The organism is Micromonospora zamorensis, assembly GCF_900090275.1.
Classification (GTDB): domain Bacteria; phylum Actinomycetota; class Actinomycetes; order Mycobacteriales; family Micromonosporaceae; genus Micromonospora; species Micromonospora zamorensis.
The window spans coordinates 6,253,663-6,275,349 of record NZ_LT607755.1 but is presented as its reverse complement, the minus strand read 5'-3'; the positions used below and the strand labels follow the sequence as shown (position 1 = coordinate 6,275,349).

Annotated in this window: 19 protein-coding genes; 10 read left to right on the top strand and 9 right to left on the bottom strand. The window is 70.4% G+C overall.

What is annotated here, in order from left to right:
- Window positions 1–9 precede the first annotated feature (9 nt).
- From rnpA to GA0070619_RS28035, 9 genes are all read left to right on the top strand, one after another.
- Window positions 10–426 (top strand): ribonuclease P protein component, encoded by a 417-nt coding sequence (gene rnpA / locus GA0070619_RS28075; RefSeq protein WP_088950802.1) that lies wholly within the window; start codon window positions 10–12, stop codon window positions 424–426.
- Entirely contained in the window at window positions 423–710 is a 288-nt protein-coding gene (yidD, locus tag GA0070619_RS28070) for a membrane protein insertion efficiency factor YidD (protein ID WP_088950801.1), read from the top strand. Before rnpA ends, yidD begins: the two co-directional genes overlap by 4 nt.
- A 3-nt stretch (window positions 711–713) precedes the next feature.
- Window positions 714–1,706, top strand: coding sequence for a membrane protein insertase YidC (gene yidC, locus GA0070619_RS28065; RefSeq protein ID WP_088950800.1), 993 nt, complete (start codon window positions 714–716; stop codon window positions 1,704–1,706).
- Window positions 1,707–1,918: 212 nt separating this feature from the next.
- A complete protein-coding gene (locus GA0070619_RS28060) occupies window positions 1,919–2,551 on the top strand; it encodes a Jag family protein (protein ID WP_088952104.1) in 633 nt (210 codons plus the stop codon).
- Window positions 2,552–2,555: 4 nt separating this feature from the next.
- Window positions 2,556–3,398: a 16S rRNA (guanine(527)-N(7))-methyltransferase RsmG gene (rsmG, locus tag GA0070619_RS28055; RefSeq protein ID WP_088950799.1), complete on the top strand. Its 843-nt coding sequence runs from the start codon at window positions 2,556–2,558 to the stop codon at window positions 3,396–3,398.
- Window positions 3,399–3,654: 256 nt separating this feature from the next.
- Window positions 3,655–4,980 (top strand): ParA family protein, encoded by a 1,326-nt coding sequence (locus GA0070619_RS32910; protein WP_088950798.1) that lies wholly within the window; start codon window positions 3,655–3,657, stop codon window positions 4,978–4,980.
- 27 nt (window positions 4,981–5,007) lie between these two features.
- The gene (locus tag GA0070619_RS28045; protein ID WP_088950797.1) at window positions 5,008–6,021 is read left to right on the top strand and encodes a ParB/RepB/Spo0J family partition protein; all 1,014 of its coding nucleotides are present in this window, start codon (window positions 5,008–5,010) and stop codon (window positions 6,019–6,021) included.
- Window positions 6,022–7,565: 1,544 nt separating this feature from the next.
- Window positions 7,566–8,438: a hypothetical protein gene (locus GA0070619_RS28040; RefSeq protein ID WP_414855646.1), complete on the top strand. Its 873-nt coding sequence runs from the start codon at window positions 7,566–7,568 to the stop codon at window positions 8,436–8,438.
- A gap of 271 nt (window positions 8,439–8,709) precedes the next feature.
- Window positions 8,710–9,891 (top strand): Cmx/CmrA family chloramphenicol efflux MFS transporter, encoded by a 1,182-nt coding sequence (locus GA0070619_RS28035; RefSeq protein WP_088950795.1) that lies wholly within the window; start codon window positions 8,710–8,712, stop codon window positions 9,889–9,891.
- A 42-nt stretch (window positions 9,892–9,933) separates the two neighbouring features.
- Here GA0070619_RS28035 and GA0070619_RS28030 read toward each other — a convergent pair whose 3' ends face one another.
- Window positions 9,934–10,938 carry a D-alanine--D-alanine ligase family protein gene (locus tag GA0070619_RS28030; protein ID WP_088950794.1) on the bottom strand — a complete coding sequence of 335 codons (1,005 nt, stop codon included), beginning with the start codon at window positions 10,936–10,938 and terminating at the stop codon, window positions 9,934–9,936.
- Window positions 10,939–10,945: 7 nt separating this feature from the next.
- A complete protein-coding gene (locus GA0070619_RS28025; protein ID WP_088950793.1) occupies window positions 10,946–12,259 on the bottom strand; it encodes an aminotransferase-like domain-containing protein in 1,314 nt (437 codons plus the stop codon).
- A gap of 294 nt (window positions 12,260–12,553) precedes the next feature.
- Here GA0070619_RS28025 and GA0070619_RS28020 point away from each other — a divergent pair, with 294 nt between their 5' ends.
- Entirely contained in the window at window positions 12,554–13,219 is a 666-nt protein-coding gene (locus GA0070619_RS28020) for a GNAT family N-acetyltransferase (protein WP_088950792.1), read from the top strand.
- A gap of 40 nt (window positions 13,220–13,259) precedes the next feature.
- Here GA0070619_RS28020 and GA0070619_RS28015 read toward each other — a convergent pair whose 3' ends face one another.
- From GA0070619_RS28015 to murJ, 7 genes are all read right to left on the bottom strand, one after another.
- Window positions 13,260–14,423 (bottom strand): N-acetylmuramoyl-L-alanine amidase, encoded by a 1,164-nt coding sequence (locus GA0070619_RS28015; protein ID WP_088950791.1) that lies wholly within the window; start codon window positions 14,421–14,423, stop codon window positions 13,260–13,262.
- A 171-nt stretch (window positions 14,424–14,594) separates the two neighbouring features.
- On the bottom strand, window positions 14,595–14,918 hold the full coding sequence (trxA, locus tag GA0070619_RS28010; RefSeq protein ID WP_088950790.1) for a thioredoxin: 324 nt from the start codon (window positions 14,916–14,918) through the stop codon (window positions 14,595–14,597).
- Window positions 14,919–14,949: 31 nt separating this feature from the next.
- On the bottom strand, window positions 14,950–15,900 hold the full coding sequence (gene trxB, locus GA0070619_RS28005) for a thioredoxin-disulfide reductase (RefSeq protein ID WP_088950789.1): 951 nt from the start codon (window positions 15,898–15,900) through the stop codon (window positions 14,950–14,952).
- 183 nt (window positions 15,901–16,083) lie between these two features.
- Entirely contained in the window at window positions 16,084–17,100 is a 1,017-nt protein-coding gene (locus GA0070619_RS28000; RefSeq protein ID WP_088950788.1) for a hypothetical protein, read from the bottom strand.
- A complete protein-coding gene (gene sigM / locus GA0070619_RS27995) occupies window positions 17,097–17,813 on the bottom strand; it encodes an RNA polymerase sigma factor SigM (protein ID WP_088952103.1) in 717 nt (238 codons plus the stop codon). Before sigM ends, GA0070619_RS28000 begins: the two co-directional genes overlap by 4 nt.
- 43 nt (window positions 17,814–17,856) lie before the next feature.
- The gene (locus GA0070619_RS27990) at window positions 17,857–19,470 is read right to left on the bottom strand and encodes a protein kinase family protein (protein ID WP_088950787.1); all 1,614 of its coding nucleotides are present in this window, start codon (window positions 19,468–19,470) and stop codon (window positions 17,857–17,859) included.
- A 446-nt stretch (window positions 19,471–19,916) separates the two neighbouring features.
- Complete coding sequence (murJ, locus tag GA0070619_RS27985) at window positions 19,917–21,668, bottom strand: murein biosynthesis integral membrane protein MurJ (protein WP_088950786.1); 1,752 nt, start codon at window positions 21,666–21,668, stop codon at window positions 19,917–19,919.
- Between the last annotated feature and the right edge of the window lie 19 nt (window positions 21,669–21,687).

Here is a 21,687-nt window from a genome sequence, read left to right as displayed (position 1 = left end):
TGGGCAGTCGTGCTGGCCGCCGCGCAGCGACTGCGGCGCAGCACTGACTTCGCCGCAGCGGTCCGTGGTGGCCGGCGCGCCGGACGTGGCGCCGTCGTGGTCCACCTGACCATGCCGGTGAGCGCCGACCCGAGCACACCGACCTCGTCGCAGCCGGTGCGGGACAACAGTGCGGAGCAGCCCTCCGCGCCGTCCCGCGCCGGCTTCGTCGTGTCCAAGGCCGTCGGCAACGCGGTGACCCGCAACAAGGTCCAGCGCCGACTACGGGAGCTGGTCCGAGAGCGGCTCGCCGCTCTGCCCGAGGGCAGCACCCTGGTCGTCCGAGCGTTGCCCGCCGCGGCCGAGGCGTCGTACCCCCGACTCGCCACCGACCTGGACGCCGCCCTCGCGGTTGCCCGGTCGTCCCGAGAGCGGCGGTCCCGATGAGTGCCGACCCGACCACCCCGCGCCCCACGTCAACCGGTGCCAGGGTGCTGATCGCACCCATCATCGCGTACCGTCGGTGGATAAGTCCGGCACTGCCGGCCCGCTGTCGGTTCTACCCGTCGTGCAGTGCGTACGCCCAGGAGGCGGTGGCCCGGCACGGTGCCCTCCGGGGAGCCGCGCTCGCGGTCCGGCGGCTGTTGCGCTGCCACCCCTTCCACCCTGGTGGACATGACCCGGTGCCGGAGCCGGGCGGTCGCCGCCGCGCCGATGTGACTGGAGCCTGAGAATTGTTCAGTCTTGACTGGATCTACTATGCGATTTCGTGGATCCTGCTGACCTGGCACTCTGCCTGGGACGCCATCGGGGTGCCGGTCGGCGCGGTCATCGGCACCAACTTCGCCTGGATCCTGTCCATCGTCTTCCTGGTGGTCACCGTCCGGGTGATCCTGTTCCCCGTCTTCGTCAAGCAGATCAAGTCGCAGCGGGCGATGCAGGCGCTCCAGCCCAAGGTCAAGGAGCTTCAGGAGAAGCACAAGGGTGACCGGGAGACGCTCCAGAAAGAAATGATGGAGCTGTACAAAAAGGAGAAGGCCAACCCGCTGATGGGTTGCCTTCCGATGTTCCTTCAGATCCCGGTCTTCCTCGGCCTCTTCCACGTGCTGCGCCGCCTCGACCCGGACAAGCAGAGCAAGACCCTCTACGGCTGGACCGTCGACCAGTTCCAGAGCGCCTCGGAGGCGAAGCTCTTCACCGCCCCGATCGCCGGCAAGTTCGGCTCCACCGCGGACGAGCTGGCCAGCCTCGGCGCCAACGGCACCACCGTGAAGATCATTGCTGGTGTCCTGGTCCTGGTCATGATCGCGACCACCTACCTGACCAGCCGTCAGATGATCCTCAAGACCGGCTGGGCTGAGGACCCGCAGCAGCGGATGATCCAGCGCCTGATGCTCTACGGCATCCCCGCGTCACTGCTGATCTCCGGCGCGATCTTCCCGATCGGTGTGATCATCTACTGGGTCACCAACAACCTCTTCACCCTCGGACAGCAGCAGTGGGTGCTGCGGAAGTTCCCGCCGCCGGTGACCGCCAAGAAGGCCGTGGCCCCCGCTGCCAGCCGTAACCCGGTGCAGCCTGCCAAGACCGGCGGCCTGTTCGGCCGTGGCAAGTCGGCTCCGCCGGCGCCGGTCAAGGCCACCGCGCCCAAGGTGGCCGGGCCGAAGCCGGGTGCCAAGCCGACGAACAACCCGAAGAAGAACCGCCCCGCCAAGCGGCAGGGCTGACCTCTGCGGGCCGCCGCCAGGTGACTGGTGGCGGCCCGTTCCGCACTGTGCAGCCGCCGCGAGGCCGGCGCCGGGCGGAACCGACCGCGCACCGCGCGGCCACGGGCGACACTGCCCGTACAGACGTGCCTGTGGGCACCGGCGACCTCCCGCCGGCCCCGGGAAACCAGTCGGACCCGACGGTCCGGCCGAGCGAGTACGGAGATGAGACCGTGACCGAGACCAGCATCCCCCGCGCCGAGCAGTCCCTGGACGAGGAGGAGACCGCAACGCTCGCGGTGAACGGCGACGACACCGAGGACGACGAGACCGAAGACGAGACCGAGGCGGACGACGACACCGACACCGCCGCCACCGGCGGTCGGACGAAGAAGGCCGTCGGCGAGGGCGACCTGTTCCGGCAGAGCGAGATCGCCGCCGACTACGTCGAGGGGCTGCTTGACATCCTCGACTACGACGGCGACATCGACGAGTTGGTCGCCGCGGGCCGCCCCATGGTCGAGGTGGTCGGCGAGCGGCTGCAAAATCTGGTCGGCCAGCGCGGGGCGACCCTGGAGGCCCTCCAGGAGCTCACCCGCCTCGCCGTCTTCCGGCAGACCGGGACGCCGAGCCGCCTGCTGCTCGACGTCGGTGGCTACCGGGCGAACCGTCGCAAGGAACTCGCCGCGGTCGCCAAGAACGCCGTCGAGAAGGTCAAGGAGCACGGCGAGCCGGTCCGGCTGGACGCGATGTCCGCGTTCGAGCGCAAGTGCGTGCACGACGTGGTCAACGCCATGTCCGGCGTGGCGAGCGAGTCCGAGGGTGTGGAGCCGAACCGGCGCATCGTCGTACGGCCGGCGGACTGACCGGGTGACCCACGACGACATCACGGCCGACACCGTGACCGGCCCGGGCGGCACGCCGCCCGGGCCGTCCGCTGTCCAGCCCGCCGACGCTGAATCGACCCGACCCGGCACCGCCCCGTCGCCAGCGGACGCGGCTCTGCCGCCCGAGCTGGCACCGGCCGCACTGACCCTCTTCGGGGACCGTCTCGACCTGGCCGCCGCGTACGCCGAACTGTTGGCCACCGACGGCGTCGTCCGCGGTCTGATCGGCCCCCGGGAGGCACCCCGGATCTGGGATCGGCACATGCTCAACTGCGCGGCGGTCGCCGAGCGGATCCCGTCCGGCGCGACCGTGCTCGACGTCGGCTCCGGCGCCGGCCTGCCGGGTCTGGTCCTCGCCATCGCCCGTCCCGACCTCACTGTCACCCTGATCGAGCCGCTCGCCCGACGAACCTCGTTCCTGATCGAGGTCGTCGAGCGACTCGGCCTGGCGAAGTCGGTGCGGGTCTTCCGGGGTCGGGCGGACGAGGCGGCCAGCGGATCGAGTGGGCGGGACCCGATCAGTGGAGACGTGGTGACCGCCCGCGCGGTCGCGCCACTGGACCGGCTGGCGGGCTGGAGCCTTCCCCTGGCGGTTCGGGGCGGCCGACTGTTGGCGCTCAAGGGGTCGTCCGCCGCAGCGGAGATCGAAGAGCACGCCGAGGTGGTGGCGCGACTCGGTGGTGGAGAGCCGACCGTGCAGCTGTGCGGCGTCGGGGTCATCGATCCGCCGACCACCGTGGTGGAGATCGTGCGCGAGCGAATGGTCGGCCCGGCTCGCCCGGCGGCCAGCAAGCGCTCGCGCGCCGGTCGCTCTCGCCGACGCTGACACTTCGCGCCATCGGGCTTCCGGCTGGTGGGTTGCCTCGTTGTACCGGTACGGATGGACGAGGAGATGACAACCCGACGTGGACCGGTCGCGCCCGTCCGCCGTAGGCTGACCGCGCGTCGATAGTGTGGAGCGAGCGGTGGACGTCGCGGGTCTCCGATCGCTCCCGAGGGCCGTACGCTCCGGGATGCGAGCGTGGTGTGGCCAAAGTTGACCGGGGCGCGGACCGACCATCCGAAGCGGGCAGGGATGACAGGTGCATGACGACGGCAGGTACGACGATCCACGCGTGACCGGGTCAACCAGCGATCCCGTTTCACGTGAAACCGACTACCCGAGCTGGTCGCCCGGCGCGACCGGGTCACCGACCAGTCCAGCGGACGGCGATGCGCCGGTAGCACCCGAGCAGTCCCCGGGCTCGGGGCAACCGGAGGGCGCGGCCGTCCCGGATCCGGCGAGTGTTCGTCGTACGCCGGAGGGGTTGAGCCGACCGGTCAACGCCGCCGAGGTGCGGTCGACCTCGGGTCGCCGCAACACCGCCGCGGCGGTTCGTTTCGAGCCCGCGGTTCCGCACCAGCCCACCGCCGCAGTCGTTCGGGATGCCGCACCTGCGGTTGCCGAAGCACCGGTGGCTTCGACCGAGTCGTTGGCCGCCGTGGCGGCCGACCCCACGTACGTTTCACGTGAAACCCCGACGCGCGAAGAGGATGACCCACCGTTGGCTATGGAGGCGATGCGCGCCGTGCAGATCCTGAATCCCAGTGGCGAGGTGACCATGCCTCGACCGGACCGGACCCGGGTCATGTGCGTCGCCAACCAGAAGGGCGGCGTGGGTAAGACCACCACCACCGTCAACCTTGCGGTGGCGCTCGCCCTGCACGGCAACCGGGTGCTCGTGGTGGACCTCGACCCGCAGGGCAATGCCTCGACCGGGCTCAACGTCCCCCACCACACCGGCATCCCGGACGTCTACGACTGCCTGATCAACAGCGTTCCGCTGGCCGAGGTGGCGCAGGCGGTCGAGGGCATCCCCAACCTCTGGTGCGTCCCCGCGACCATCGACCTGGCCGGCGCGGAGATCGAGCTGGTCTCCGTGGTCGCGCGGGAGTCGCGGTTGGACCGCGCGATCGCCGCCTACCCGGGCGAGTTCGACTACGTCTTCATCGACTGCCCACCCTCGCTCGGTCTGCTGACGGTCAACGCTCTGGTGGCCGCGCAGGAGGTGCTGATTCCGATCCAGTGCGAGTACTACGCACTGGAAGGGCTCAACCAGCTGATCAACAACATCAACCTGGTACGCCAGCACCTCAACCCGAAACTCGACGTCTCCACCATCCTGCTGACCATGTACGACCGCCGTACCCGGCTGGCCGACGCCGTCGAGCAGGACGTCCGGAACCACTTCGGCGACAAGGTCCTCCAGGCGGTCATCCCCCGCAACGTCCGCGTCTCGGAGGCGCCGAGCTACGGCCAGTCGGTGATGACCTACGATCCCGGTTCGCGGGGAGCGACGAGCTACTTCGAAGCCGCCCAGGAGATCGCGGAACGAGGCGTCAAGGAGCCGGTGGGCCGGAATGCGTAGTGCGGATGAGTCGCTGGGAGGCGTGGCATGAAGAACCGTCCTCGGGGCGGTCTGGGTAGGGGCCTGGGGGCACTGATCCCGACCGGGCCGGCGCCGGCTGCCGCTGGCACCGCGACGGCCGAACCGGAGAACGAGTACGTGGACGACACGGGCGCCGAGGTCGTCGCCGCGGCTCCCGTCGGGGCGCCGGTCCGAGAGCCGGAGCCCGTCCTCAGTCCGGTGCCGGGTGCGCGGTTCGCCGAGATCCCGGTCGACGCGATCCTGCCCAACCCGAAGCAGCCCCGCCAGGTCTTCGACGAGGAGGCTCTGGAGGAGCTCAAGACCTCGATCCTGGAGGTCGGCTTCCTCCAGCCGATCGTCGTCCGGCAGCTCGACGACGAAAAGTACGAGCTGGTCATGGGCGAGCGACGCTGGCGCGCCGCTCAGGCGGTGGGGCGGGAGAACATCCCGGCAATCGTCCGGGACACCCGGGACGACGCCATGCTCCGCGACGCCCTGCTGGAGAACATCCACCGGGCCAACCTGAACCCTCTGGAAGAGGCCGCCGCCTACCAGCAACTGCTGGAGGAGTTCGGTGCCACCCACGAGGAGCTGGCACGCCGGATCGGCCGGAGTCGCCCGCAGATCTCCAACACGATCCGACTGTTGAACCTGCCGGCGCAGGTGCAGCGCCGAGTGGCCGCAGGGATCCTGTCGGCCGGTCACGCCCGCGCCCTGCTGAGCCTCGACGGTGCAGAGGCACAGGAACAGTTGGCGTTGCGGATCGTGGCCGAGGGCCTGTCGGTCAGGGCGACCGAGGAGATCGTTGCCCTCACGCTGAACGACGGGCCGGCGAAGGGGCAGGCCGCGAAGCGCCGGCCGAAGGCGCACGCGCCGGCCCTGACCGATCTCGCCGACCGACTGTCCGACCGGTTCGACACCCGGGTGAAGGTGGACATCGGGCGGAGCAAGGGCAAGATCACGATCGAGTTCGCGACCGTGGACGACCTGGAGCGGATCGTCGGGATCATCGGAGTGCAGCAGGAGGAGAGCGAGGGCTGAGTCCTCCCTACTCGCAACGGCCGCGCTACCCCTCAGGGGTGTGCGGCCGTTCCGTATCCCGCTCGCCACGTTTCACGTGAAACGGCGGCCGTTTCACGCTTTACCGATTGGCGGCCCTACGGCGCGACTCCAACGCCTACGGCTCGCTCAGCCCGAGCGGCGCGGCGGCGCACCACCGAACCCCTGCGCCGGTCGACGTCAGCCGGTGGGCGAAGGCTTGAGGCTCTGTTTCACGTGAAACGAGAGGGGGCCGCGGATGGTCGACGCCCCGACTGCACCTGATCCGTGGGGAGCGCGGCTCGGCCACCGAGATGCGGAATCGGACGCCAGTCCTCACCCGGCCCGCTAGTAGATGCTCATGGAGTGCCCTGTACGCCGCTCAGTTGCTCGCTGCCGCGTCGTGTGCCGCAGAGGGTGGTTGTGATCGACCGGAGCGCCGGACGCTCTTCTCAGGGCACGTGAGCATCAGGAGGCGGTTGGTCGGCCTCTGTGCGTTACGACCAGGACCGCACCGGCCGGCAGCGATGGCGGGAGCCCGCAGTAAAGCGGCAGCCCACCTCACCGTCGCCCGTCGCCCGTCGTATCGCGGCCTCGGTCTGCGTCTGTCCCGCCCTGTCCACCTCGCGACGCCCCGCCCTCGTCGCGCTGCCGCCCTCGTCGTTGTGCCCGCGCCCCTCGTCGTGGTGCCCGCCCTCGCGTTGTCCGTCGACCCTGCACCGTTGGGGGCCTTGCGGTGCGACCGTCCGCTCGGCTGGCACCTCGACAGGCGGCCGTCCGACGCCCTGTTCTCGCCTCACAGCTGACTGCGCCTTGAGCGGGGTGGTCGGCGTCGCTCGGCCCGGAGTGGGGAGACCTCGCCCCTGAGGAAAACCTCTCAGGGGCGAGCCCGGTGGAAACTCCACGCGCCTGAGGCAGCGGTTCGATCCAGGACCGCTTCGGCACCCCGGCAGGCGACCTTGTCCCGCTGGGAGCGGAATCCAAAGCTCCAGCGCAACCGAGTCGAACGGCAACGCCCCGATGCCGTCTCCGAACGGTCGCCAACGCGCCCGCAGGCAGTTCGCGGACAACGACCGACGGCCCGAAAAGTTATCCACACCCTTTGTCCACAGGCACCCCCTGTTTCACGTGAAACAGCGCGTGGGAGCGGGTGCGAGCCTGTGGATGACGGCCTGTGTTGAGGATCTCGGCAGCCTGTGGATATCGCTTCACGGCGCAGCGGTGACACCGTGTACCCGGTCGACGACGGGCACTGATTCGGCAGGCCCGGACCGATCATTCAGGTAGGGACAGCGGTGCCAGACTCGGTTAGGGTCAGCGTCGTGCACGACACCCCTCCCTCAGTCCCGGACTTCACCCAGTGGCCGTCGTTCCCCTTCGAGGGCGACCTCCACGTGAAGCAACTCGATGATCCGGTCCCGGTCGAACCGCCCCGGAAGGGCGAGGGTCTCCGGGAATGCACCGCCTGCAACGCACCCGACGATGCCTACATCTGGGTCGGAGAGCGCTGGCGGGTACGCGCCATGGACCGGCCCACCGGGCTGCCCATGGTGCTCATCCTGGAATCGCGGACACACCTCGACCTCGGCGATCTGCCGAACCTGCTCGCCGCCGAGCTGGGCGTGATGACCGTTCGTCTGGAGCGGGCAATCCGGTCCCTCGACGGGGTGGCGCGAGTCCACGTCAACCGGTGGGGAGACGGCTCGGCCCACCTGCACATGTGGTTCCTCGCTCGGCCGTACGGTCGCCTCCAGCTGCGGGGCACCTTCCTGTCACTGTGGGACTCGATCCTGCCGCCGATCTCCGAGGCGCAGTGGCGGGAGAATCTGGCGCTCGTCGCCGCCTGGCTCGCCGAGTTTGGCGGTCGCCCACTCGCCGAGCCGCCCCGCATCCAGTGGCAGGCACCGTCCAGCCTCCTGGCTCAGTCCGAAGCTGCGGATGCCGCTGCCGCCGATGCCGCAGCGGCTGCTGCTGCTGCCTCGGTCATCGAGGCGGCGGAGGAGATCCCCGAACCAGCGGGCTCCACGCCCGGCGTCGATCCGACCGACGGCGACACGGCACCCTCAGCGGATCCTGTGGACGGGGACGCCGACGCCGGGTCCATGGTCGCCGACACCGCTCCGACGAGCGAAACCGCCAGCCCGGCACGAGCCGGCAACGCGGCGAGCAGCGCACCCGCCGGCACGACATCGTCCGGCGCCTCAACGTCCGGCGCCTCAACGTCCGGCACGACACCATCTGGCGTCTCGGAGTCCGGCACACCCACGTCCGGCGTCGCCGGCGCGGTGCCCGCCAACGGACCCGCGATTCTCCGGGGAGCCGCGGTCCGGAACGATCCGGAGGGCGAGGCTGCTGACAAGGCCACCGCCGGCGCGCTGGATGAGGCACCCCGCAGGGCCGCCCCGAACAGCGACGCCTAGAACATCGGCGCCCCGGGGCACAAGGTTGACGACACTCGCCCCGGCCGGAAACCGGTTGCTTGGTGACCGGCGGTTTTGAGTAGTGTTTGCGCCATGTCGAGCCCTGAGGCATCCAAGGTGAGGGCTTTCGGTCACGCCGTCAGCCCCCTGAACCACTGAGTTCATAGTCCGCTTCCCAGCAGCCTTCGCTGCATGGGGATTTGCGCGCACCCTTGGGCGCTGGCCGCGGTGACGAGACGTCTCCTCGTTCTCTCTCACCTCGGAGTTCTTGATGCCTCTGCCGCTGTACCTGCTTGCCGTGGCGGTCTTCGCCATGGGTACCTCGGAGTTCATGCTTGCCGGCCTGGTGCCGGACATCGCCGCAAGCCTCGACGTGTCGGTCGGGGCTGCCGGGCTTCTGACTTCGGCGTTTGCTCTCGGGATGATCTTCGGCGCGCCACTGATGGCGGCGCTTGCGCGCTGGTGGCCTGTCCGGGCCAGCCTGCTGTGCTTCGTGCTGGTTTTTGCCGTGGCCCACGTCGTAGGCGCTCTCACGACGAGCTTCGCGGTTCTGCTGATCACCCGGGTGATCGCCGCCCTGGCCAACGCGGGCTTCCTTGCTGTGGCACTGAGCGCGGCGGCCACGCTCGTCGCATCTGACCAGAAAGGGCGTGCGCTGGCGGTGCTGCTCTCGGTTACGACCGTGGCCACCATCGCTGGAGTTCCCGGCGGCGCGATCCTCGGCACGGTGCTCAGCTGGCGGGCAACCTTCTGGGCGATCGCACTGCTCTGCCTTCCCGCTGCCTTCGGTGTCATGAAGGGCATCCCGGCCCGTGTCGGAACGACCTCTCGGGACACTCCGGCTGGCTCGTCTCTTCGGAACGAGATCGCCCAGCTCGCGATGCCCAGGCTGGTCCTGGTCATGTTGCTCGGTGCCCTCGTCAACGCGGCCACCTTCGCCACATTCACCTTCCTGGCACCGATCGTGACTGACACCGCCGGCCTGGGCGAGCTGTGGGTCTCGGTCGTGCTGGTGCTCTTTGGTGTTGGGTCCTTCCTCGGCGTCACCCTCGCGGGACGGCTCTCCGATCAGCGTCCCGGCCTCGTGATCGCAGTCGGTGGCCCGTTGCTGTTGCTCGGCTGGTTCGCGTTGGCGACCCTGGCTGCCCAGCCGGTGGCGCTTCTGCTCCTCGTGTTCGTGCAGGGCACGCTTTCCTTCGCGTTGGGCAGCACCCTGATCGCCAGGGTCCTCTATGAGGCAGCAGGAGCCCCCACCATGGGAGGTTCGTATGCGACCGCGGCGCTCAACATCGGTGCCGCTGGCGGCCCTGCCGTTGCCGCAGCGACGCTCGGGGCCAACGCCAACGACCTTGGCCCGGCGTGGGTCAGCGGCCTCCTGGTTACGGTCGCACTGCTCATCGCCCTGCCGCTGCGGCGGTTCATCGCACCCCGCGTCGGCCAGGCGATTCGATGACCCACGCGAACGCCTCGACAGGGGGTGTCTGAGGTGAGCAGGTCAGGAAGTGGTGAGGCGAGCCGCTGCTCGGTTGACCAGCGTGCCGAGGAGTCGGCCGAAGTCCAACCCCGCCGCCTGCACGGCGAGCGGCAGCAGTGACGTCTCGGTCATGCCCGGCGAGACGTTGACCTCCAGCACGTGCGGCTGGCCCGAGGCGTCCACGATCACGTCGACGCGGGAGAGGTCCCGCAGGCCGAGTGCGGTGTGCGCGGCGAGAGCCACGTCGGCGACCGTGGCGGCCACCTCCGGGTCCAGCCGAGCCGGCGCGTGCCAGGTGGTCCGGCCGGCCGTGTAGCGGGCGGCGTAGTCGTACACGCCGTTGCGCGGCACGATCTCCACCGGCGGCAACGCCTGCGGTCCGTCGCCGAGGTCGACAACGGAGACCGCCACGTCCATGCCGGGCACGTACCGCTCGACGAGGGCCGTGGAGTCGTACGCGAAGCAGCCGACCATCGCCGCAGGCAGCGCCGCCGCGTCGCGGACCACCGCGCCACCCAGCCCCGACCCGCCCTGGGCGGGCTTGACCATCAGGGGCAGGCCCAGCCGGTCGACGATCCGGTCCAGTACGGCGACCGCGCCCAGCTCGGAGAAGCGATCGTGCGGCAGGGCCACCCAGTCCGGGGTGGGGATGCCGGCCTCGCGAAGCACGGCCTTGGCCGAGGGCTTGTCCCAGGCGACCCGGGAGGCGCGGGCATCGCAGCCGACGTACGGGATGTCGCACAGGTCCAGCACCCCGCGCAGCGAGCCGTCCTCGCCGGTGGCGCCGTGCAGTGCGATCACCACCGCGTCCGGTGGGTCGGCGGCCAGTGCGGGGAGCAGCGCCACGTCGGCGTCGCGCAGCTCGGCCTCCACCCCAACGGCGCGCAGCGCGTCGAGCACCCGGCGACCGGAGCGCAGTGACACGTCCCGCTCGTAGGAGAGCCCACCCGCGAGCACCACGACGCGTAGGTCGGGCGAGGCGACGGAATCGGTCACGAGGAGGCGCTCAACGGCGGTCGTACCCATGCCGGCATCATGCCAAGTCAGGCCCTGGCACGTCGGAGCCGGCCTGGCCGCGTCGGCCGGCGGCACCGCCCACGGCACCGAAGACGCGGCGCATCGCGATCTCCTGCTCCATCACACCGGACAGCCGGCGGACGCCCTCGCGGATCCGTTCCGGTGGCGGGAAGCTGAAGTTGAGCCGCATCGCGCCGGTGCCGGTGCCGTCGGCGTAGAAGCCGGTGCCGGGCACGTAGGCGACCCGGGCGGCGACCGCTCGCGGCATCATGGCCTTGGAGTCGAGCCCCTCGGGCAGGGTGGCCCACACGAAGAGACCGCCGGCCGGCGTGGTCCAGCTGGTGCCCTCGGGCATCAGGTCGGTCATCGCGTCGAGCAGGGCGTCCCGGCGCTCCCGGTAGACCTCGCGGTAGACCTTGAGCTGCTGCCGCCAGGGCATCGTGCCCAGGTAGGTGGAGACGGCGGCCTGGGCGAAACCGCTGGGGCAGAGGATCTGCGCCTCGCTGGCGATGACCAGCTTGTCGCGGACCGCGTGCGGCGCCAGGATCCAACCGACCCGCAGCCCGGGCGCGAAGGTCTTGGAGAAGGTGCTGAGGTAGAAGACCCCGTCCCGGCGGCGGGCCCGCAGGGGCGCGGGGGCCTCACCCTCGAAACCCAACTGACCGTACGGGTCGTCCTCGACGACGAGCAGGCCGGCGCGCTCACAGATGTCGAGGACCCGTTCCCGGCGTTCCTCGCTGAGCGTCACGCCGGTCGGGTTCTGGTAGGTGGGGATCGTGTAGAGGAACTTCACCCGACGCCCGGCGCGGGCGAGGTCGGCGATGGCCGCCTCCAGCGCCTCCGGGACGAGCCCGTCCTCATCCATCGGTACGTGCACGACCTGCGCCTGGGCGGCCTGGAAGACGCCGAGCGCACCGACGTACGTCGGACCCTCGGCCAGCACCACGTCACCGGGGTCGAGGAAGAGCCGGGCCACCAGGTCCAGGGCCTGCTGCCCGCCCACGGTGACGACGACGTCCTCCGGAGAGGCGCCGCACGCGGCGTCGATCCCGGAGAGCGACATCACCTCGCAGATGCGCTCGCGCAGCTCGAGGGTGCCCTGACCGATGCCGTATTGGAGGGTGGTCACGCCGTGCTCCGAGCCGAGCCGGCCGAGCATCTCACCGACAGCGTCCAGCGGAAGGGCGGCGATGTACGGTGCGCCGCCAGCGAGCGAGACGACCTCGGGACGGCTGGCGACCGCGAACAGTGCTCGGATCTCCGAGGCGGTCATCCCGCGTACCCGCCGGGCGTACCGGTCGGTGTAGTCGTCGAGTGTCGTGCCGGTCATGACCTCACCTCGATCGCTGCTCGGGTGGCTCCCGCCCCGGGTACCCCACAAGCCGCTGACCATGGCGGTGGGACACCGATTGTCGATCCTAGTCCGCCGAAGCCGCCCCGCGACCGTGCCGAGACGGATCGACCACATCGCGGACCGTGCCCGGCGTCCCCCGGTGTGGTGGGCATCTGCGCGTCCCCTCCCGCATCTCCGATCGGCGGCGTACGATCGCTCGTCGGGGGCAGGAAGGCGGCGCTGTCGTTCCATGCCGGTCTCACCACCGAGCCTATTGTGGGGATGCTCCATATGTCGCGACGTCTGGTCAGCCTGACCCTCGACACGTTGGAAGACCTCCCGCGCCCGTGCCGGCAGTGCGTCTACTGGGAGCTCGATCCGGTCTCCGCGGAGCGCGCCTGCGCCGCTGGCGATCCGGGCCTGGAGAAGGAGGCGTGGGTCTCCCAGACGCTGCTGGAGTGGGGCTCCTGCGGCAAGCTCGCGTACGTCGACGGCATGCCGGCCGGCTTCGTGATGTACGCCCCACCCGCCTACGTGCCCCGCTCGATGGCGTTCCCGACCTCGCCGGTCTCCGCCGACGCGGCACTGCTGATGACGGCCAACGTGGTCGCCGCGTTCGCCGGTGGCGGCCTGGGCCGGATGTTGGTGCAGGGCGTCGCCCGGGACCTGACCAAGCGGGGGATCAAGGCAATCGAGGCGTTCGGCGACGCCAAGTTCGGCGACGCGGACGACCCCTCGGGTGGCTGCGTGGCGCCGGTCGACTTCTTCCTCTCGGTGGGGTTCAAGACCGTACGTCCGCATCCGCGTTTCCCCCGGCTGCGCCTCGAGCTGCGTACGGCGCTGAGCTGGAAGTCCGACGTCGAGTACGCGCTGGAGAAGTTGCTCGGCTCGATGAGCCCGGAGACGCTGCTCCGCCCGGTCCGTCCCGCCCCGGCCACCCGTTCCACCAACGGCTGACCGCCGGGCTCGCGCGCGGCGACCGCACTCAGGCGGAGGGTCAGTCGACCACGGTGCCGGCGGCCACGACGGCCCGCAGTTCGCTGACGTCCAGCGAGCCGGTCGGAACGTCCCGTTCGATCGGGTAGTACATCCGCTGCACGGCAGCCACGATCGCCTCCACCACACGGTCCCGGAACCGGGGGTCGACCAGTTGGGCGCGGTCCGTGGGCGAGGTGAGGTAGCCGACCTCGACCCGGACGGCGGGCATCCGGGTCAGTCGCAGCAGGTCCCACGTCTTGGCGTGGGTACGGCAGTCCCGCAGGCCGGCCCGGGCGACGATCTCCCGCTGCACGAGCCCGGCCAGACGCTCACCGGTCGCCGAGGTCACCCCGTTGTCGGTGCCGTAGTGGTAGGTCGCGACGCCCTCCGCATCCGGGTTGGCGTGGCCGTCCAGGTGCAGCGAGATGAACACGTCGGCGCCGAGCGAATTGGCCAGCTCGGCCCGGTCGGTGTCCGGCAGACAACGGTCCGGCGACGGCCCCCGGGTGAGCTGCACCCGCACCCCGGACGCGGCGAGCCGCCCTTCCAACCGGCTCGCGAGGTCGTGCACCAGGTCGGCCTCCGTCCAGCGCAGCGGCCCGTCGGGCACCACCATCCCGGGGTCGGTGCCACCGTGCCCCGGGTCGATGACCACCGTCTTGCCGACCAGCGCCGGCCCGGACTGCCGGATCGCATCAGACTCGCGTAGCCACTGCGGGCGGCCACCGACCACCTTGCGGCCGATCCGGCGCAGCGCGTTCATGGTGTGTGGGCCGCAGGAGCCGTCGGGGGTGAGACCGACCTCGCGCTGGAACTGGGCCACCGCGCGGGACGTCCGGACGCCGTAGATGGCGTCCGCGCGGCCCACGTCGTACCCCATCTCCAGCAGTCGCTCCTGCAGTGACCGGACGTCCTCGCCGGTGAGCGGCTCGGGGACCGCGTGGTAGAGGGTGCGGGCGCCGAGCCGCCAGCGGGCGGCGTCCAGGGCGCGCCAGGTCTCCGCTCCGACCCGGCCGTCCACGCTGAGCCCTCGGGACTGCTGGAACGCCCGGACGGCCCGCTCGGTGTCCAGGTCGAACTCGTCGGCGTGCGGCCCGGCTGCGGCGAGCAGGTCGAGGCCGATCAGGATGGTACGAATCTCCGTGACCGCGGGTCCCCGGTCACCGGGTCGGATCGGACGCACGCACGACCCCCTCTGCACGACGCTGGCTGGCCGGGCGGCCCAGGCTTGAGGCTATGCGTTCCGGGGCGGTGAGGTGGCTGGGGCCAGGAAAAACGTCGCCGATGCGGCCCGGAGACAACGAAACCCCGCACCCGGCGAGCGGGTACGGGGTCCGGTTGGTGTTTCTGCTGGTCAGAGGGCCGATTCGATGAGCTTGACCAGCTCACCCTTCGGCTTGGCGCCCGCGATCGACTGCACCGGCTGGCCGTTCTTGAAGACGGTGAGCGTCGGCACCGACATCACGCGGTAGGCCCGCGCGGTCTCCGGGTTCTCGTCGATGTTGAGCTTGACGATGGTGACCTGGTCACCCATCTCGCCGGCGATCTCCTCGAGCAGCGGCGAAACCTTGCGGCAGGGGCCGCACCACTCGGCCCAGAAGTCCACCAGAACCGGCTTGTCAGCCTGCAGCACGTCGGCGACGAAACTCGCGTCCGTGACCGCCTTGGTCTTTCCCACTATGGCCCCTCCTCAGATGTGTTCGGTTGCTTCAGCTGAGCGTCGCGATGAACCGCTCGGCGTCGAGCGCGGCGGCACAGCCGGTGCCGGCCGCGGTGATCGCCTGGCGGTAGGTGTGGTCGACGAGGTCGCCGGCGGCGAAGACACCCGGCACGTTGGTGCGGGTGCCGGGGGCCTGGACCTTGACGTAGCCCTCGTCGTCCATCTCGACCTGACCACGGAACAGCTCGCTACGGGGGTCGTGACCGATGGCCACGAACACGCCGGTCACGTCCAGCACCTTGGTCTCGCCGGTGTGCACGTTGCGGACCCGTACGCCGGTGACCTTGCCGTCGTCGCCGAGGATCTCCTCGACGGTGCTGTTCCACTCGACCTTGATCTTCTCGTTGCTCAGCGCCCGGTCGGCCATGATCTTGCTGGCCCGGAACGAGTCACGCCGGTGGATGATGGTGACCGACTCGGCGAAGCGGGTGAGGAAGCTGGCCTCCTCCATCGCCGAGTCGCCGCCGCCGACGACCACGATGTGCTGCTTGCGGAAGAAGAAGCCGTCGCAGGTGGCACAGGAGGAGACGCCGTGGCCCAGGTATTCCTGCTCGCCGGGCACGCCCAGCGGCCGCCACGCCGAACCGGTGGAGAGGATGATGGATCGGGCCCGGTAGGCGGTCTCGCCGACCCAGACGGTGCTCACCGCGCCGGAGCCGGCGTCGCCGGTGTCCACCAGCTCGACACGGGTCACGTCGTCGGTGAGGAACTCGGCACCGAACCGCTCGGCCTGCTTGCGCATGTTGTCCATCAGCTCGGGGCCGAGGATGCCGTCAGCGAAGCCGGGGAAGTTTTCCACCTCGGTCGTGGTCATCAGCGCACCACCCGACTGCACGCCCTCAATGATCAGCGGCTTCAGGTTGGCGCGTGCGGCGTAGACCGCCGCCGTGTAGCCGGCCGGCCCGGAGCCGATGATGATCAGGTTGCGGACCTCGTCCACTGCCGTCTCCCGAGTTGTGTGTGTTCGGCGTCGGCGCGAGCACCGATGCCGATCCGAGTTGCCGACGCCTGGGTGGGGCCGGCAGCTGACTTCCAGAACGTCATCGTACGAACCGGGGATTCCCGAGCCGGGCATCCGGTGGGTCAGGTCACGTGGGCGGTCTTTGTGCCGTTGACCGTGGATTCACCCTACCCGCGCCGAATACCGGCTGTCCGAGCCGGACCCGGGCACCCCGCACTCCGGGCCGCTCACCCAGGCCCAGCGAGCTCCGGTCGCGTCGGTGAAGCGGATGACCAGGGCCTGCTTGCCCTGGAACCGCGCGTAGTCGAGCATCTCGACCGTCAGTGGGGCGTTGCCGTGCTCGGCCGCCACGTCGGCCAGGCAGGTCGCCAGCGCGGCCTCGTCGGTCAGCCGGGCCAACTGGGTCAGCCCGTCGCCGGCGGGACGCCGGCCTTCCTCGTCGTCCACCTCCGGCTGGGTGCCGGGGGTGTTGCCGGTCACTCGGCTGGGAGTCGGTGTGCTCAGCGTGCCGACACCCGGCTCGTTGCCGAGGCTCTGCGGGGTGTAGTCCGTACCGCTGCGAAGGGCGGGCCCTGTGGTGCGGACCGCGCCGGCCGCCGCGGCGTCGTCGGGTGCACTGGCCGGCCGGTCCTGGGCGCTGGTGGCACCGGTGTCGTCCGAGACGCCCGTCGCCAACTGGTTGAGGCCCAGCGCGACCGCGACGACGGCGACCGTGGCGGCGGCCACCGGTGCGCCACGGCGGGCCCATTCACGCCAGCGGCGACCAGGGCCGGTGGATGCCCGGCGTCCCGACCTGGACGAGGCGGGGGTGGTGGGCCGGCGACCGGCCCCGCCCTGCACCGGTACGACCAGCGGCGACCCGGTGTCGGCGGCCGGGTCGACCCCGGGCGCGGTCTGCTCGGCGGAGGGGTCGTCCGACGTCGGCTCCGCGGCGGCCAGCGCGGCGGAGAGGCGGTCGACGATCGCCTGCGGCATCTCCGGTGACGGCTCAGCCAAGCGGATCAGGCTCGCACTGACCTCCGTCAACGCGGGAGCCAGCAGTGCGTACGCCTCGGCCCAGGCCGGGTCCGCGGACACCAGCTGGGCGACCTCCTCCTGCTGCGGGGTGCCGTCCAACGCCCCGCCGAGGTAGTCAGCGAGGAGGTCGTCGTCGACCTCCCGGAACCCCTCGGTCGTCACGTGTCCTCCTGGTTGGCGTCCCGCCGGTATCGGCTCGACCCCGATCCGACGCCCTCGGCCGGGCCTGGGTTCCCCGGCGTGACGCCCGGCACGTCACCGACCATCCCGGCCGGGTCCGATCGTGTCGAGGGCGTTGCGGCCACGGCGGGGCGGAGGTGCCCGAGCAGCACCGCCAGACGGGCCCGGCCCCGGGCACACCGGCTCTTCACCGTCCCCTCGGCGACGCCGAGGATGCGGGCGACCTCGGCGACCGGGTAGCCCTGCACGTCGACCAGCACCAGCGCGGCGCGTTGTTCGAGGGGTAGCGCGGCGAGTGCCTCGCGGACGACCAGCACGGTGTCGTGGTCCTGTGCCACGGCGGCCGGCTCGATCCCGCCGGTGCCCGAGCCGTCCTCGGCACGGTTGCCGTCCGGCAGCGGCACTGTCGGGTGTGCCTGCCGGCGACGGATCCGGTCCAGACAGGCGTTCACCACGATGCGGTGCAGCCAGGTGGTGACGGCGGAGTCACCGCGGAACCGGGAGGCCGCCCGGTGCGCGGAGAGCAGGGCGTCCTGGAGTGCGTCGGCTGCCTCCTCGCGGTCACCGAGGGTCCGCAGGGCGACCGCCCAGAGCCGGTCGCGGTGCCGGCGGAACAACTCGGCGAAAGCGTGCCGGTCGCCATCGACATGGGCACGCAACAGCTCCAGATCGGTAGCTGTGGCGTGCCCGTCCATCACCACGTCCGGTGGAAGCAGTGCCACGGAGGAGGTGCCGGGCTCACGATCCCTGGACCGTGATCTCCTGGACGTCGACCTGGAAGCCCCGCTCACTGGCCGGCAACTCGGTGATCCAGAACAGCAGGTACTGGTATTTCTGGTCGACGTCGAACCCGTTGAACGTCATGGTGGTGCCGTCGTGGTCCTCGAACGGCTGCCCGATGGTGGTGCCCGGGGTCTTGTAGGCCTGGACCATCTGCTTGTCGCCGTTGGAGGACGACGGCGGCGAGGTGGTGCCGGTGAGGAGCTCGGCGGACGCGCCGGTCGCGGAGAGCACCGCCTGCACCGACTTGACGCTGTGCGGCTCGCCGAGGTCGAGCCAGACCCCCATGCCGGACTTCTGGTTGCCGAACTTGGCCGCCGTGTACGTGTCGGTGCCCCAGCCCTTGTCCGCGTCGCCGTCGATGATTTTGTCGGCGCCGCCCAGCTCGTCGCGCTTCTGGCTGTCCGGATCGACGATCCGGACGCCCTTGACGGCCAGCTTGCGGACCGCGGTGGCGGCCGGGGTGGCATCGCCGGCCGGGGCGCTGGAGGTGGGAGCGGGAGGCTGGTTGGCCTGCGGGTCCTTGTCGCCGTCGCCCAGCGTGCTGATCCCGATCAGCAGACCGACCAGGGCGACCGCCAGCAAGCCGGCGATGCCCACGGCGACCTTGCGACCACCGGCAGCGGCCAGTGGCGACGGCTCTTCCTCGGTGTCGGCGGCGAACCGCAGCGGCCCACTGTTGTCGAGGTAGTGCTCCTCCTCGGCCGGCACATCCAGTCGGGCCAGCTCGGCGGCGAGCACATCGGACGACGGCGGCGCGATCTCGGCGTCGAGCAGATCCATGGTCAGGTCGTCCAGGTATGCGGGAACACCCGCCCGGACCTGGCGAGGTGCCGCGATGGCGCCCCCGGCGTCGCGAACGGCGTCCGGGATGGCGGCCCGGCCGTGGCCGGCGGTGGCGCCGCGCAGCGGTGCCTCGGCGTGCGGCCAGTAACCGGTCAGGGCGAAGTAGAGGACACCGCCGACCGCCCGGATGTCGTTCTCCTGGCTGTCGTCGCCATCGGTGCGGGCGTCCGCCAGGACCACGCGGCCCTCGTCACTGATCATGACGGTGCCAGGGTGGACGTTGCCGTGCACCATGCCGGTGGCGTGCACTGCGGCGAGAGCGCTCGCGACGGCGTTGCCGATGGCGGTGGCCCGGGCCGGGTCCAGTGGACCGTCGGCCGCCAGGTCCCGCAGGGACTGCCCGTCGACCCACTCGCGCACCACGTACGCGCGGTCGGCCTCGTCGATCGCGTCGTAGACGCCGACCAGGTTGGGGTGGATGACCCGGCTGGCCGCGACGGCCGCCTGAAGCATCTCGGTGGCGGAGTCGCCACCCGGGTAGCGCAGCACCACCGCGACGGGACGACGCAGGATGACGTCGACCCCGCGCCAGACCAGCCGACCCGCGCTGTCGTTGTTGATGTGCTCAACCAGCTCGTACCGCTCGGCGAGGACTTCACCGGCCGTGGGAGCACCGAAGGTCATGACCGGAGGAGCGCTTTCGTCCGCCTCCTGACCCTCGCCGACCTGGGTCACCCGTCCTCCCTCGGTGATCGTGTCGATCGATGGACCCGCACTGCTGGGCATGTGGCTTCCCGCTCTGCCGTTGAAGGAACCGGCCGACCGGTGTCGACGCGCAGCGTCGGCCCCTGCCGTACCCGTCGAGAGCGACCTTACCTGGGTTGCCCGTCTCCTCGACATGTCATCTTCCCGCCGTACCCGGCGGGTTCCCGGCAGTCGAAGAGCTCGTCCGGTTACGACCGTTGTCAGCCACGTTGCTGGCACATGTACTAGCTAATCTACGGCTTCACCGCAAGTGACCGACGCCGGGGCTGGGCTGATGCGACCCCTCCCTACAACTGGCATGTTCCCACCGATTGGCCCGGCACGCTCAGCCGTACGGTTGGTTATCCACAGGCCGATGCGGTGGTTGACCGGCGAATCGCGGAGTTATCCACAGGCGCATCCCCAGCCTGGTGATCCGCGGTCACGGTCCGTGCGTGCAGAAACTTTTTGTGATCGGGTGCTGACGGTCAGCGACCCAGGCGGCGGCGGACCATCCCGACCACCTCGGTGATCTCACTGATCCGCAGCAGCATGGCCAGACCAAGGTAGGTCCCGCCGATGACCGCCCCGCCGATCACGAGCTGCACGATCGCTTCCAGTCGGCTCGGTGTGTCGTCACCGGGCAGCAGCTTGACCACCAGCAGACCGACCAGTGCCGATCCCAGTGCGGCGACGCTGATCCGTCCTAGGGTGCGCATGATCCCACCAAGGCCGATTCTGCCGACCCGTGGGCGGAGCAGCCAGGCCGAGGCTACGGCGGCCGCGAGGTAGGAGACCGCGTTGCCAATCATCATGCCGGAGGCCGCGAAGCTTGCCGAGAAGGCGGCGAAGAGCACGATCTGGACCCCGGCCCGCAGAGCCACCACCGGGATGTTGACCAACGCCGGAGTGCGGGTGTCTGGCAGGGCGTAGAAGGCGAAGGTGAAGAGCTGACTGACCGCGAACGGCACCAGGGCTACGGCGGCGAAGAACAGCACCGGAGCCGTCGACCGGGCGTCCTCGTCGCTGAACGCTCCGTACCGGAAGAGGGTGAAGGCGATCGGCGTGGCCAGCACCGCGTAGCAGACCGCGATGGGTGCGAGCACCGCCGAGACGGTGCGGGTGCCCCGGGACAGGTCGGCGGCCAGGTCCGCGTACCGGCCGTCGGCGGCAGCCGCGCTCATCCGGGGCATCAGCGCCGTGATGATCGAGACGGCGATGATGCCGTGCGCCATCATCAGCAGTAGGAAAACGTTGTTGTAGATCAGAGCGCCGGCAGCGTTCTTCCCGACCCGGCTGAGGAGGTTGAAGACCACGATCAGACCAAGTTGGCTGACCGCCACGTAGCAGAACATCCAGGCGCCAAGGCGGCCGAGCTCACCGAGACCCAGCGCGCGGAAGTCGAACCGCAGCCGCCAGCGGAAGCCCACCTTGCGCAGCGCGGGCAGCAGGCCGCAGGCCTGCACCGCGACGCCGAGCAGGGTGCCGCCGCCGATCAGCAGGATCTGCCCGGTGGTGAATTGCCCCGGGTCGAGGATCTTCGTTCCGTAGACCGCGATGTACAGGCCGGCGGTGGCGATCACCACGATGTTGTTCAGGATCGGCGCCCACATCGGAGCGGCGAAGTGCCCCCTGGTGTTGAGCACCGCGCTGATCAATGCGCTGAGGCCGGTGAAGAAGATCATCGGCAGCATGAGCCGGGCCAGGGCGGTGACCAGCTTTTGATAATCCGTGCTCGACTCGTCGCTGGCGTACAGCCAGGTGAGTACCGGTGCGAGGATCACCGCCAGCACCGCGGCCGCGCCGAGGGTGAGCAGCGCGAGGGTCAACAGCCGCTGGGTGTACGCCTGGCCACCGTCGCCGTCGAACTTCCGCCGGCGTACCAGCACGGGGATCAGCACGCTGGTGAGGATGCCTCCGAGCAGGAACTCATAGACCATCCCGGGCAGGATCTGCGCGGTGGTGTAGGCGTTGCCGACCGCCGAACCGAGTGCAGCGGTGAGGACCAGGGTGCGCAGGAAGCCGGTGCCGCGGCTGACCAGGCTGCCGACGGCCATCACCGCGCTGTTCGTCGCCGCGCTCGCCTCGCCCACCTGCTCCTGCGGTGGCGCGGTCGACTCCAGGGCCGGCTGGTTCAGGGGCTCGGCGGAGATGAAGGTGGCGCCGTCGCCGGGACGTCCGCCGGCCCCGGGCCCGCCGTCCGGCGTGGCGTTGGCGCTGCGGTAGAGCCCGCCGCTCATCTCCAGCCTCCCAGGGGTA

What these genes read in the sequence shown, in the direction of transcription:
- GA0070619_RS28030 (WP_088950794.1), bottom strand. Translation starts at nt 10,938, where the DNA reads ATGGGTACGACCGCCGTTGAGCGCCTCCTCGTGACCGATTCCGTCGCC.
- sigM (WP_088952103.1), bottom strand. Translation starts at nt 17,813, where the DNA reads ATGGACGGGCACGCCACAGCTACCGATCTGGAGCTGTTGCGTGCCCAT.
- GA0070619_RS28020 (WP_088950792.1), top strand. Translation starts at nt 12,554, where the DNA reads ATGTCGCGACGTCTGGTCAGCCTGACCCTCGACACGTTGGAAGACCTC.
- murJ (WP_088950786.1), bottom strand. Translation starts at nt 21,668, where the DNA reads ATGAGCGGCGGGCTCTACCGCAGCGCCAACGCCACGCCGGACGGCGGG.
- GA0070619_RS28045 (WP_088950797.1), top strand. Translation starts at nt 5,008, where the DNA reads ATGAAGAACCGTCCTCGGGGCGGTCTGGGTAGGGGCCTGGGGGCACTG.
- GA0070619_RS27990 (WP_088950787.1), bottom strand. Translation starts at nt 19,470, where the DNA reads ATGCCCAGCAGTGCGGGTCCATCGATCGACACGATCACCGAGGGAGGA.
- GA0070619_RS28035 (WP_088950795.1), top strand. Translation starts at nt 8,710, where the DNA reads ATGCCTCTGCCGCTGTACCTGCTTGCCGTGGCGGTCTTCGCCATGGGT.
- GA0070619_RS28040 (WP_414855646.1), top strand. Translation starts at nt 7,566, where the DNA reads ATGGTGCTCATCCTGGAATCGCGGACACACCTCGACCTCGGCGATCTG.
- yidD (WP_088950801.1), top strand. Translation starts at nt 423, where the DNA reads ATGAGTGCCGACCCGACCACCCCGCGCCCCACGTCAACCGGTGCCAGG.
- GA0070619_RS28025 (WP_088950793.1), bottom strand. Translation starts at nt 12,259, where the DNA reads ATGACCGGCACGACACTCGACGACTACACCGACCGGTACGCCCGGCGG.